Source organism: Kyrpidia spormannii (assembly GCF_002804065.1).
GTDB classification, from domain to species: domain Bacteria; phylum Bacillota; class Bacilli; order Kyrpidiales; family Kyrpidiaceae; genus Kyrpidia; species Kyrpidia spormannii.
The window spans coordinates 1-13,763 of sequence record NZ_CP024955.1 but is presented as its reverse complement, the minus strand read 5'-3'; the positions used below and the strand labels follow the sequence as shown (position 1 = coordinate 13,763).

At 56.6% G+C, this 13,763-nt stretch carries 7 protein-coding genes and 2 rRNA genes; all 9 read right to left on the bottom strand.

The features are described from left to right. Positions 1-8: 8 nt before the first annotated feature. The 9 genes from CVV65_RS00045 to dnaA all read right to left on the bottom strand — a co-directional run bounded on the left by CVV65_RS00045 (position 9) and on the right by dnaA (position 13,763). Positions 9-2,933 (bottom strand): 23S ribosomal RNA (locus CVV65_RS00045). 104 nt (positions 2,934-3,037) lie between these two features. Beyond that, a 16S ribosomal RNA gene (locus CVV65_RS00040) occupies positions 3,038-4,585 on the bottom strand. The 16S and 23S rRNA genes sit together here, the layout of an rRNA operon. Before the next feature lie 336 nt (positions 4,586-4,921). After that, positions 4,922-7,354 carry a DNA gyrase subunit A gene (gene gyrA / locus CVV65_RS00035; RefSeq protein WP_100666440.1) on the bottom strand — a complete coding sequence of 811 codons (2,433 nt, stop codon included), beginning with the start codon at positions 7,352-7,354 and terminating at the stop codon, positions 4,922-4,924. A 19-nt stretch (positions 7,355-7,373) separates the two neighbouring features. Then, positions 7,374-9,281: a DNA topoisomerase (ATP-hydrolyzing) subunit B gene (gyrB, locus tag CVV65_RS00030; RefSeq protein WP_100666439.1), complete on the bottom strand. Its 1,908-nt coding sequence runs from the start codon at positions 9,279-9,281 to the stop codon at positions 7,374-7,376. A 147-nt stretch (positions 9,282-9,428) separates the two neighbouring features. After that, the gene (remB, locus tag CVV65_RS00025) at positions 9,429-9,704 is read right to left on the bottom strand and encodes an extracellular matrix regulator RemB (RefSeq protein WP_232059525.1); all 276 of its coding nucleotides are present in this window, start codon (positions 9,702-9,704) and stop codon (positions 9,429-9,431) included. A gap of 21 nt (positions 9,705-9,725) precedes the next feature. After that, a complete protein-coding gene (gene recF, locus CVV65_RS00020) occupies positions 9,726-10,838 on the bottom strand; it encodes a DNA replication/repair protein RecF (protein WP_100666438.1) in 1,113 nt (370 codons plus the stop codon). Between the two features lie 6 nt (positions 10,839-10,844). After that, the gene (locus CVV65_RS00015) at positions 10,845-11,066 is read right to left on the bottom strand and encodes an RNA-binding S4 domain-containing protein (RefSeq protein WP_100666437.1); all 222 of its coding nucleotides are present in this window, start codon (positions 11,064-11,066) and stop codon (positions 10,845-10,847) included. 12 nt (positions 11,067-11,078) lie between these two features. After that, the gene (gene dnaN / locus CVV65_RS00010; RefSeq protein ID WP_100666436.1) at positions 11,079-12,209 is read right to left on the bottom strand and encodes a DNA polymerase III subunit beta; all 1,131 of its coding nucleotides are present in this window, start codon (positions 12,207-12,209) and stop codon (positions 11,079-11,081) included. Between the two features lie 201 nt (positions 12,210-12,410). After that, positions 12,411-13,763 (bottom strand): chromosomal replication initiator protein DnaA, encoded by a 1,353-nt coding sequence (gene dnaA / locus CVV65_RS00005; RefSeq protein ID WP_100666435.1) that lies wholly within the window; start codon positions 13,761-13,763, stop codon positions 12,411-12,413.

Genomic DNA, 13,763 nt, shown 5'->3' with positions numbered 1-13,763 from the left:
CACCACAGCTTGAGAAAGCCTCGACCGATTCGTATCCGTCCGCTTCACGCCTCGCGGCGCTTCCACGCCGGACCGATCTACCTCGTCTTCTCCAAGGGGTCTTACCACCTTGCGGTGTGGGAAACCTCATCTTGAGGCGGGCTTCGCGCTTAGATGCATTCAGCGCTTCTCCCTCCCCGACTTGGCTACCCAGCGGTGCGCCTGGCGGCACAACTGGGACACCAGCGGTCGGTCCATCCCGGTCCTCTCGTACTAAGGACAGCCCCTCTCAAGTTTCCTCCGCCCGCGGCAGATAGGGACCGAACTGTCTCACGACGTTCTGAACCCAGCTCGCGTACCGCTTTCATGGGCGAACAGCCCAACCCTTGGGACCGACTTCAGCCCCAGGATGCGATGAGCCGACATCGAGGTGCCAAACCTCCCCGTCGATGTGGACTCTTGGGGGAGATCAGCCTGTTATCCCCGGGGTAGCTTTTATCCGTTGAGCGACGGCCCTTCCACTCAGTGCCGCCGGATCACTAAGCCCGACTTTCGTCCCTGCTCGAGTTGTCTCTCTCGCAGTCAAGCTCCCTTGTGCCTTTGCACTCGCCGCGCGATGTCCATCCGCGCTGAGGGAACCTTTGGGCGCCTCCGTTACCTTTTAGGAGGCGACCGCCCCAGTCAAACTGCCCACCTGACACTGTCCCCCGACCGGTTCACGGCCGCAGGTTAGAAGATCAATCCGCCAAGGGTGGTATCCCAACGTCGGCTCCCCCCGGGCTGGCGCCCGGAGTTCCCTGCCTCCCACCTATCCTGTACATGACCGACCCATCTCCCATATCAGGCTACAGTCAAGCTCCACGGGGTCTTTCCGTCTAGCCGCGGGTACCCTGCATCTTCACAGGGACTACAATTTCACCGGGTCTCTCGTTGAGACAGCGCCCAAGTCGTTACGCCTTTCGTGCGGGTCGGAACTTACCCGACAAGGAATTTCGCTACCTTAGGACCGTTATAGTTACGGCCGCCGTTTACTGGGGCTTCGGTTCAGGGCTCTCACCCTTCCCCTTAACCTTCCAGCACCGGGCAGGCGTCAGCCCCTATACCTCGCCTTCCGGCTTCGCAGAGACCTGTGTTTTTGCTAAACAGTCGCTTGGGCCTCTCCTCTGCGGCTCCCTCGGGCTCAGAATCTCTCCCTCACCCTACCGGAGCGCCCCTTCTCCCGAAGTTACGGGGCCATTTTGCCGAGTTCCTTAACGAGAGTTCTCCCGGTCGCCTTCGGATCCTCTCCGTGCCAACCTGTGTCGGTTTCCGGTACGGGCACCCAGGTCCTCGCTAGAGGCTTTTCTCGCCAGTGTGAACCCAGGGACTTCGGTACTCATGCTTCCCTCCCCTTCACGGCTCAGGCGCCCGTTGTGCGGATTTCCCTGCACAACACCCTCGCCGCTTGGACGGCCTCTTCCAGCCGGCCGCTCCCCTGTCCTCCTGTGTCCCCCCTTCGCTCAAACGGACCTCGGTGGTACGGGATTCTCCACCCGTTGCCCTTCGCCTACGCCCTTCGGCCTCGGCTTAGGTCCCGACTAACCCTGGGCGGACGAACCTTCCCCAGGAACCCTTCGGCTTTCGGCGGACAGGATTCTCACCTGTCTTTCGTTACTTATACCGGCATTCTCACTTCCCGCCTGTCCACACGCCCTTCCGGTCGTGCTTCCCCCACGCGGGAACGCTCCCCTACCACAGTCTCCTGTCCGAGGCTTCGGTCGCGGGTTTCAGCCCCGTTTCATTTTCGGCGCAGCCGCACTCGACCAGTGAGCTATTACGCACTCTTTCAATGATGGCTGCTTCTAAGCCAACATCCTGGTTGTCTTCGCACGGCCACTTCCTTTCCCACTTAACCCGCCCTTGGGGACCTTAGCCGTCGGTCTGGGCTGTTCCCCTCTCGACCACGGATCTTATCACTCGTAGTCTCACTGCACGGCATCCGACAACGGCATTCGGAGTTCGACTCGGCTCGGTAACCCTCGCGGGCCCCTCCCCCAATCGGTGCTCTACCGCCCCCGCCTTCTTCGCCGCACGCTCGCCCTCAAGCGATTTCGGGGAGAACCAGCTATCTCCGGGTTCGATTGGCATTTCACCCCTACCCCCAACTCATCCTATGGTTTTTCAACACCAACAGGTTCGGGCCTCCATGGCGTTTCACCGCCACTTCACCCTGGTCAGGGGTAGATCACCCGGTTTCGGGTCTGCCGCATGAAACTCTCGCCCTCTTCAGACGCGCTTTCGCTTCGGCTCCGGCCCTGAAGGCCTTAACCTCGCTTCATACGGCCGCTCGCCGGTTCATTCTACAAAAGGCACGCCGTCAGGCTCTGTGACGCCCTCCGACTGCTTGTCGGCACACGGTTTCAGGTCCTTTTTCACTCCCCTCCCGGGGTGCTTTTCACCTTTCCCTCACGGTACTCTCCGCTATCGGTCGCTGGGGAGTATTTAGCCTTAGGAGGTGGTCCTCCCGGATTCAAGCGGGATTCCTCGTGCCCCGCCCTACTCGGGGTCCGCCCCGGAGCCGCGTCGGTTTCGGATACGGGGCTCTCACCCTCTCCGGCGGGCCTTCCCAGACCCTTCTCCTACCAACCCGGTTTCTTACTCCACATGGGACGCCCCTCGACCCCGGCCCCCTAAAAGACCGGTTTAGGCTCCTCCCCGTTCGCTCGCCGCTACTTGGGGAATCGCGGTTGCTTTCTTCTCCTCGGGGTACTAAGATGTTTCAGTTCCCCCGGTCTGCCCTCGACGACCTATGCATTCAGCCGCCGATGCCGCCTCTCCCAGACGGCGGGTTCCCCCATTCGGACACCCCCGGATCAACGCCCGCTTACGGCTCCCCGGGGCGTTTCGGCGTTCGCCCCGTCCTTCTTCGGCTCCCAGCGCCCAGGCATCCACCGTGCGCCTTTCCTACTTTCTCTCGCTGCGTGGCTTTTCAGTTCTCAAGGAACGATGAAGGAGCCTCGCTCCCTCAGAATCAAACAGTACGCGCACCCCAACCCTTTCTCTTTGCCTTGCTCCCTAGAAAGGAGGTGATCCAGCCGCACCTTCCGATACGGCTACCTTGTTACGACTTCACCCCAATCATCGACCCCACCTTCGGCGGCTGGCTCCGCCCTCTCGGACGGTTGCCCCACCGACTTCGGGTGTTGCCGACTCTCGTGGTGTGACGGGCGGTGTGTACAAGGCCCGGGAACGGATTCACCGCGGCATGCTGATCCGCGATTACTAGCGATTCCGCCTTCATGCAGGCGAGTTGCAGCCTGCAATCCGAACTACGAACGGCTTTCAGGGATTCGCTCCAGGTCGCCCCTTCGCTCCCCGTTGTACCGCCCATTGTAGCACGTGTGTAGCCCAGGACATATGGGGCATGATGATTTGACGTCATCCCCGCCTTCCTCCGGCTCCTCGCCGGCAGTCCCCTGTGAGTGCCCACCTCTCGTGCTGGCAACACAGAGCAAGGGTTGCGCTCGTTGCGGGACTTAACCCAACATCTCACGACACGAGCTGACGACAACCATGCACCACCTGTCTCCTCTGTCCCCGAAGGAAACCCCTCATCTCTGAAGGTGTCAGAGGGATGTCAAGCCCTGGTAAGGTTCTTCGCGTTGCTTCGAATTAAACCACATGCTCCACCGCTTGTGCGGGCCCCCGTCAATTCCTTTGAGTTTCAGCCTTGCGGCCGTACTCCCCAGGCGGAGTGCTTATTGGGTTTCCTTCGGCACGGATGGGCATCCCCACCCACACCTAGCACTCATCGTTTACGGCGTGGACTACCAGGGTATCTAATCCTGTTCGCTCCCCACGCTTTCGCGCCTCAGCGTCAGGTGTCGTCCAGCAAGGCGCCTTCGCCACCGGTATTCCTCCTGATCTCTACGCATTTCACCGCTACACCAGGAATTCCCCTTGCCTCTCCGACCCTCAAGCCATGCCGTATCCGAGGCCCCTCAGCGGTTGAGCCGCTGCCTTTCACCTCGGACGTGCATCGCCGCCTGCGCGCCCTTTACGCCCAGTGATTCCGGACAACGCTCGCCCCCTACGTCTTACCGCGGCTGCTGGCACGTAGTTTGCCGGGGCTTCCTCCTTGGGTACCGTCCCTCACCGAGTCCCCTCGGTGCCCTCGTCCCCAAAGCCAGAGGTTTACAACCCGAAGGCCTTCTTCCCTCACGCGGCGTCGCTCCGTCAGGCTTTCGCCCATTGCGGAAGATTCCCTACTGCTGCCTCCCGTAGGAGTCTGGGCCGTGTCTCAGTCCCAGTGTGGCCGCCCACCCTCTCAGGCCGGCTACGCATCGTCGCCTTGGTGAGCCGTTACCCCACCAACCAGCTAATGCGACGCGGGCCCACCCGACAGCGGGTTTCCCCTTTCCCGCAAAAAGCATGCGCCCTTTGCGCCTATCCGGAATTAGCGCCCGTTTCCAGGCGTTGTCCCGGTCTGCCGGACAGGTTGCCCACGCGTTACTCACCCGTCCGCCGCTGGCCTCCCCGGGGCAAGCCCCGAGGCGACCCGCTCGACTTGCATGTATTAGGCACGCCGCCAGCGTTCGTCCTGAGCCAGGATCAAACTCTCCGTGAAAAGATTCATCCGGGCTAACAGTGGCGTACTGTTTGATTCTCAAGGATCGAGGTGCCGCTTCGAGCGGCGACAAGAGATACTTTATCAAATCCCGGCTGAAGATGCAACCGGTAGTTCGTGGAAAAGCCCGCGACGTCTGCCGCGCACATTTTCCGGCCGCCCCGGGGGTGAGCCCATCGGGGCAGCGAGGAGAATTATAGGCCCTTTGAGAGCCCGGACACAACCCGGGCGATCCCCGATTTCGGCAGGGCAACCGGCTTCATTCGCCCCCATGCGCCCTCATTCTCTAGAATGCGCGATTTTCCACCGTCCGATCCTTGCCATCCGCTCCCAGGGTCAGTTCCCCTCTCCGGCACAGACGACCTTCGCCACCGTGGAAACCTCTTCGTCTTCTTTTAGAGTAATCAGCTTCACTCCTTGGGTATTCCGACCTTGGACCGAGATCTCATCCACGTGCATGCGGATGGCAATGCCCGTTGTGGTGATCACCATCAGGTCCTCATCGTTCCTCACCATTTTGAGACTCACCACAGATCCGGTTCGGGCCGTGACATGCAGAGTTCGAATCCCTTTGCCACCCCTGGACTGATGACGATACTCCGTGATGGGAGTGCGTTTCCCAAATCCGCGATTGGTGACAACCAGGACATCTCCGTCCGGATCCACCACATCCATGTCGATGACCACGTCACCGTCCTGCAAATCCACGGCTTTTACACCAGCTGCGCCGCGGCCCATGGATCGTACATCCGTTTCCGGAAAGCGAATCGCCATCCCGGATCGCGTCCCGAGAATCAACTCCCGAGAACCATCTGTCATCCGGACCGCGATCAATTCGTCGTTTTCCCGGAGACTGATGGCCATCAAGCCCCCCCGGCGAATGTTTTCGAACTCATCTAACGGCGTTTTTTTAATCGTCCCTTCCCGGGTCGCCATGATCAGATATTGTCCGCCATCGGTCAACCGAATTGGAATCACCGCCGAGATCTTTTCTCCTTGGTCGACGTTCAACAGGTTGACGATGGGAGTTCCCTTTGCGGCGCGCCCCAACTCCGGAATTTCGTAAGCCTTCAACCGATACACCTTACCCTTATTCGTAAAGAATAACAGGTAGTGATGAGAGGAGGTGATAAACAAATGTTCGACAAAATCCTCCTCTTTGGTGCCCATCGCCGTAATCCCGCGACCGCCTCGCCGTTGACTCTTATAAAGGGACATGGGTTGACGTTTGATATACCCGTCGTGGGATAAAGTGACGGCCACCTCCTCCACGGGAATCAAATCCTCATCATCAATTTCTCCTTCCCCGGCGGTGATGCGGGTGCGTCGCTCATCGCCATATTTCGCCTTAATCTCCAACAATTCTTCGCGAATCACCCCGAGAATTTTTTTCTCGTCCGCCAAAATCGCTCGCAGCTCCTTGATTTTTTCCACCAATTCCGCGTACTCTTCGTCGATCTTCTGGCGTTCCAATCCGGTCAACCGCTGCAGGCGCATATCGAGAATAGCCTGGGCCTGCTCCTCGCTGAGGTGAAACTGTTCGATCAACCCAGTCCGGGCTTCTTCCACCGTCTTAGACCCTCGAATCAATTCGATCACCGCATCGATATGGTCGAGGGCGATTCGCAGGCCTTCCAGGATATGAGCCCTCGCTTCGGCCTTTTTCAAGTCGTAGGTCGTTCGACGACGGATGACATCTTCCTGATGCCGCAGGTAATACCGAAGCATTTCTCCCAGGTTCAAGACCCTGGGCCGCCCATCCACCAAACACAACATGATAACCCCATAACTCGTTTGCAGAGCGGTATGTTTGAAAAGATTGTTCAATACCACTCGTGGTTTGACGTCCCGGCGCAATTCGATGACAATTCGCATGCCCCGGCGGTCCGATTCGTCTCTTAAATCGGTGATCCCGTCGATTCGTTTCTCCCGAACAAGTTCCGCAATCTTTTCCACAAGACGGGCTTTGTTCACCTGGTAAGGGATTTCAGTGACGACAATTCGCGTTTTGCCCCCCGAGGCCTCCTCAATCTGTGTAGCCGCCCGCAAAATGATACTACCGCGTCCCGTGCGATACGCGTCCAGGATCCCCTCACGTCCGAGAATCAACGCCCCGGTGGGAAAATCGGGCCCTTTGATATGTTGCATGAGTTCCTCCACCCCGGCGTCGGGGTGATCGATCAGATGGACGACTCCGTCAATCACTTCCCCCAGGTTATGTGGAGGAATGTTGGTCGCCATGCCTACGGCGATACCTGTAGACCCATTGACGAGGATGTTCGGAAACCTCGAAGGAAGCACGAGAGGTTCTTTTTCGCTCCCGTCGTAGTTATCCCCGAAGTCCACCGTCTCTTTCTGGATGTCCCGAAGTAGTTCCAGCGCGATTTTCGACAGGCGAGCTTCGGTGTATCGCATGGCCGCGGCTCCATCGCCATCCACGGAACCGAAGTTGCCGTGCCCGTCCACCAACAGGTACCGCGTGGAAAAGTCCTGGGCCAACCTCACCAGGGCGTCGTATACGGCCGCATCGCCGTGAGGATGGAATTTGGCCAAGACTTGACCTACGACCCAAGCCGATTTTTTATACGGTTTATCGGGCGTCATCCCCAAAAGGTGCATTTGGTAAAGAATTCTGCGATGAACCGGTTTCAACCCGTCCCGGACGTCTGGAATGGCTCGACTCACAATTACGCTCATGGCGTAATCGAGAAAAGACTGGCGCAACTCCTCGCTGATATCGACGGGTAGAATCTTTCCGGGATCGGCCATTCAGTTTGCTCCTTTCCGCTCAGATATCGAGATTGCGGACAAAATGAGCATGGGCTTCAATAAATTCGCGTCGGGGTTCCACTCGATCGCCCATCAACACGGAAAAAATCGCGTCCGCCTCAATAGCGTCCTGCATGCTCACCTGAAGCAACGTTCGGCTTTCTGGATCCATGGTGGTCTCCCACAATTGTTCGGCGTCCATTTCTCCTAAACCTTTGTAGCGTTGGATATCATTCACATCACCTTTTAACTCGTGGACAATGTGGTCCCGTTCCTTGTCGCTGTAGGCGTACCGAACCACTTTGCCCTTCTGGATGCGGTAAAGAGGCGGTTGGGCGATGTAGACGTAACCGGCCTCAATTAGCGGGCGCATGTACCGGTAAAAAAAGGTGAGGAGCAACGTTCGGATATGGGATCCGTCCACATCCGCATCGGTCATGATTACCACTTTGTGATACCGCGCCCGGGAAATGTCAAAATCCGGCTCAATACCCGTTCCGATGGCTGTAATGATTGCCCGGATCTCGTTGTTGGACAAGATCTTATCCATGCGCGCCTTTTCCACATTCAGAATCTTGCCCCGGAGAGGAAGGATCGCTTGAAAATGTCGATCTCGCCCGCTTTTTGCAGACCCGCCCGCCGAGTCCCCCTCGACCAGGTACAATTCGGATTCAGAGGCGTCCTTTGACGAGCAATCCCATAGTTTTCCAGGAAGGGAACTCACCTCTAAGGCATTCTTTCGCCGCGTCAGTTCCCGGGCTTTGCGCGCCGCTTCCCTGGCTCGGGCTGCGGTAATACATTTATCGACAATTTTCCTGGCCACTGCCGGGTTTTCTTCGAGAAAGACCACGAAGCGTTCTCCAAAAGCCGATTCGACGATGCCGCGGACCTCGGAGTTTCCCAGTTTTGTTTTGGTCTGGCCTTCGAACTGGGGATCGGGAATCTTTACGCTGATAATCGCCGTCAAGCCCTCCCGGACATCTTCGCCCGTGACATTGCTGTCGCTATCTTTGAGGAGGTTGTTTTTTCGAGCATAATCGTTGATCACCCGGGTTAGGGCGCTTTTAAAACCGGACTCGTGCGTGCCCCCTTCGTGGGTGTGAATGTTGTTCGCAAAAGAGTATAGGCTCGGGACATACCCATCGTTATACTGCAAGGCCACTTCGACGACGACGTCATCCTTTTCCGCGGCGATGTAGACCGGCGGCTGATGGAGAACTTCCTTGGATCGGTTCAAGTATTCGACAAAGGAGCGGATGCCCCCCTGGTAAGCGAACTCCTGACGGTGGCCATTCCGGGCATCCTCTAGGATGATCGTGACCCCGGCGTTCAGAAAAGCCAACTCCCGAAGGCGGCCTTGTAAGATATCGTATTGAAAAACGACATCTTCAAAAATCTCCGGGTCCGGTTTAAAGGTGACCTGGGTGCCCGTTCGGTCTGTGGGACCGAGTCGTTCAAGCGGTGTGACGGGTACGCCCCGGGAATAACGCTGGCGGTAAGCCGATCCCTCCCGCCAGACCTCCACCTCCAGCCATTCGGAGAGGGCGTTAACGACGGACACGCCGACCCCGTGTAAACCACCCGACACCTTGTAGCCTTTTCCGTCAAATTTTCCACCGGCGTGAAGCACGGTGAGAACTACTTCTACCGTAGGCTTCCCTAGTTTCGGGTGAGGGCCCACGGGAATTCCGCGGCCGTTGTCGATCACGGTTACGCTGTTATCCGGATTGACCCGGACGACAATGCGATCGCAATAACCCGCCAAGGCCTCATCGATGCTGTTGTCGACGACCTCCCACACTAAGTGATGAAGTCCGCGGCTGCTGGTGGCACCGATGTACATACCTGGCCTTTTGCGAACGGCCTCAAGGCCTTCAAGAACTTGGATTTGCGATTCATCATAGGTGAGGTTGGATTTTTCGGCCATTGACCACCCTCCCGGAATACCTCACGTGCCTGATGGCAGATCATTGACAAAAAAGAAGCCTGAATCCAATCAGGCGTACGTAACATTCGCGGTTCAAATTTTAGCATAGGGCGGGAAAAAGCGCAAAAATCCGCCCCTCTCGGCAAGTTACCCGTCGACTTCGGTGATGTACCCGGCCCGCTTTTTCAGCGTCAGGGAAGAAATGGGGGAAATGAAAACCCGGGTCTCGGTAATGACGATCGATTTCTCCTGACCCGATTCCACCCGAAAAACGAGTCCCTTTCCATCGGCCGCCTGAAGAAAGCGGCGGGTATCATCGCAGACATTCACCATCTTGGTATCGAGAATGGCGATCACATCTTTCGTTGACACCATCATATCCCCGCCGAGATGAATAAACAAAATGGACACTCCCTTTTCCAAGTGTTCCTCCCGGCGCGATCGCTAGGGTGTTTTCGCTCGTATCTGCCCTGCTTCGACGACAAACACTTGAAGGGCGCCCGCCAGGGAGCCAAGGCCTTCAAGATGCGTGGTGGTGAGGAAAGTCTGTACCTGTGCCCCCATAGCCGATACGAGATGGACTTGGCGCACCGGGTCCAACTCCGAAAGGACATCGTCGAGTAGTAATACTGGGTATTCTCCCACTTCTTCTCGGATCAGTTCAATCTCCGCCAGTTTCAAAGAGAGCGCAGCCGTTCGCTGTTGACCTTGAGAAGCGAAGGCGGCCGCCTCCCGGTCGTTTAACAAAATCACCAGGTCATCCCGGTGGGGTCCAACAGAAGTCATGCCCCGGGCCAGATCGAGAGAACGTCGGGCCCGAAGCTCATGGAGATACATCTGGAACACCTGCTCTGGCGTCTGTTCGGGAGACACCTTGGCGTAAGAAAGGGAGAGAACTTCCCGGTCCCCGCTAACTCGGCTGTGGATCTCCCGCGCATGTCGCTCCAACGTACGCACAAACTTTGCCCGGCGCAGAATGACTCGACTGCCGTGACGAGCCAATTGGTCGTCCCAAATATCAAGGGTGTCCGTGATACGCTCCGTCGGGTTGGCATTGGCAGACTTTAACAATTGATTTCGCTGGGACAAGGCCCGTACGTATTGCTGAAGATCCCGCAGGTACACGGGGCTAATCTGGCCGATCTCCATATCCAAAAAGCGGCGTCGGACCTGGGGACTACCCTTGATTAACTGAAGATCTTCTGGGGTAAAGAGCACGACGTTCAACATCCCTACGTAATCACTGATGCGCGGGCGTTCAACCCCTGCCACCGCCGCCCGCTTTCCGGACGACGTCAAGGTGACCGACAGTTCCGAAGATCCCGTGTTCCGCTGGACGCGACCTTCGATCAGGGCGGACTGCTCTCCCCACTGAATGCACTCCGCTAAACGGTGGGTTCGGTGGGATTTCGTCAACGCCAGGATATCGATCGCTTCCAAGACGTTGGTTTTTCCCTGCCCGTTTTCCCCGATAAACACATTGACCGGAGCTCGGGTATCCAGTTGGAGATGCGGGTAATTGCGAAAGTGGAGCAGCTGGAGAGACTCAAGACGCATTTCGACTCATTCCCCGCGAATCCGCCACGTGCCTCTGTCGGGACAATAAACGAGATCTCCGGGATAGAGTTTCCGGCCCCGGCGGGTCTCACGCTCATGATTGACGTAAACCGGTTCTGTTTCCAGGAATGCCTTGACCGCTCCCCCGGTGGAAACCAGATTCAGTCGTTTCAACAATTGCCCCAGAGTGATAAATCCATTCGTCACAACCACTTCAATCTCCTGCATGGTGCACCTCCTCTAGACGGTTCGAACAGGCAGCACGAGGTGCAAATATTCCTGCCCATCTGTTGGACGAAGAACCATGGGGCTCATCGTTCCGGTAAAATCGACAGTTAACTGTTCCCCGTCAAAGGATCGCACAGCGTCCAGCATATATTTCCCATTGAAGGCAATAGTCAGTGCATCACCAGAAAATTGGTCGAGGGGAACTTGTTCCGATACCCGTCCAACATCATGGGAATGAGCGCTGAGTTCGATTCGATCCGATTGCAGTTGGAGGCGAACGACTTGATTCTGCATTTCCCGGGCAATAAGCAAGGCGCGTTCCAGCGCCGAAGCAAAGGGGTCCCTGCGGATATGGATACGAGTTTTAAAAGTGGTTGGAATAATTTTTGACGTATCGGGATACTGTCCTTCCAAAAGCCTTGTGAAAAACCGGGTGGTCTCGGAAGAAACCAGAAGGGTGTTGTCCGCTATGGTCATGGCGACGGGTGTATCATCCTCTGGGAGAAGTCGGGCTAGCTCATGAACACTTTTCCCGGGAACCACAGCAGTTTCGGACGCACCTTCCGGCCCTCCTTGTAAAAATAGTTTTCGTGAGGCCAGGCGATGACTGTCGGTACCGATGAAGGTGATGGAGTCCGCGTCAAACTTCATGCACAACCCGGTTAGAACCGGTCGCGTCTCCTCGGCTGCGATCGCCACGACAGTTTGGCGAATGGCATCTTTCAGGTTGTCGCTGTAAATGAGAAATGGCTGATCGGAGGAAATTTGGGGCAAACGGGGGAACTCCTCCGGATCGAAACCATGAAGGAGAAAGGCCGCTTTCGCAGATGTGATTTGCACGGAATAAGGTTGTTGAACGGCTAAATGAACCCAAGGGTCGGGGAGTTTCCGGACCAACTCAACAAAATACCGGGCGGGCAAAACGATTGATCCGGGCACCTCGATGGACAGGGTTTCATCCGAGTCCGCGGCGAGGTAAGTCTCGACTGCGATTTCGTGGTTGGTGGCCATCAAACGAAGCCCGTCCACGTCGGCAGTCAGCTTGATGCCCCCCAGAATCGGCATGGTGGAATGAGCGGAGACTGCGCGTTGCACTTGTTGCAAAGCAGCACCTAGACGTTGTTGGTGAATGTGGATTCGCAAGAGAAAAACCTCCTTGGATGCGGTCTAAAAGGCTTAGCGTTTACATACGGTAGGAGTAAGAGGATAAAAACATAAGATTCATCGTCATAATCAGTGCAGGTAAATTGTGGACAAGTCCAATGAAACCTGCAGCTGCGCTGATTTTCTTGTGGATGAGGCTGTGGATAACATGCTCCATTAAGGTCCTCACTGTGTATGACTCTACGCATGAAGCAAGCGGTTTTTCAGATGTTGGATCAACTCGGCGAGATCAGGGTCTTCCGCTTGGGCCCGAATGATTTTTTCGTGGGCGTGCATCACCGTGGTGTGGTCGCGGCCCCCAAACTCCATGCCAATTCGTGGCAGGGATAAAGAGGTCATTTCCCGGGCGAGATACATGGCGATCTGTCTGGGGAAAGCGACCGACTTCGTGCGCTTCTTAGCCTTCAGATCCTCGACGCGCAAAGAAAATTGTTCGGCCACCGCCTTTTGAATGTCGGAGACGGTGATGGTTTGTTTGCGGTCAGCATTGATGATGTCCTTTAAGGCCTCAGCCGCCAATTCAGGATTCATGTCTTGGTTGACCACCGATGAGTAGGCGACGATGCGAATGAGTGCTCCTTCTAGCTCCCGAATGTTCGTGTTGACTTTGGAAGCAATGAACGAAATCACGTCCTCGCCGATATCCAGACCTTCCGCCTTCGCTTTCTTGCGCAAAATCGCCACCCGGGTTTCAAAATCGGGGGGTTGGATGTCTGTAATGAGTCCTGACTCAAAGCGGGAGCGCAAGCGGTCCTCCAGGGTAGGGATCTCCTTTGGAGGTCTGTCGCTCGAGAGGACAATCTGCTTTCCCTCGAGGTGCAGTGTATTAAATGTGTGGAAAAATTCCTCCTGGGTTTGTTCCTTGCCGGCGAGAAATTGAACGTCGTCCACAAGGAGAATGTCGACGGAGCGATAGCGATTGCGAAAGTCGGGAACGGTTTTATAAAGAATGGCGTTGATGAATTCGTTCGTAAACTGTTCGGTGGATATGTACACCACGCGCTTTTCGGGATGATGTTTCAACACGTAATGCCCGATTGCCTGCATGAGGTGCGTCTTGCCAAGACCCACCCCACCGTAGATAAACAAAGGGTTATAAGAAAGGGATGGAGCTTCTGCCACGGCGAGACAGGCGGCGTGAGCGAATCGATTATTCTCCCCGACGACAAAGCTTTCAAATGTGTATTTACTGCTCAGTTGGGGTGGTGGAAAGTCGTCATGAGTCCTCATCGGCGCCGGAGAAGCAGAAGTCGCCTGGGAGGCCGGTTGTTCGTAGGGCACCGAGTCCGGCAGGACAAATCGAACGTACAAAGGCTCGCGGCGAATCGTGTAGAGTGCTTCCTGCACCAGAGGCGTATAGTGGCGTTCGAGCCAGTCCCGGGCCAGCATATTGGGAACTCGAACCACCAGGGTGTTGGCATCCAGGGTGACCGGGGATGCCTTTAAGAGCCACGTTTCAAAGGTGTTTGGACTGATCTGGGTGCGGAGTATGGAGAGGGATTGCTCCCAAAGTTCGACCGCGCGGGGATCCAT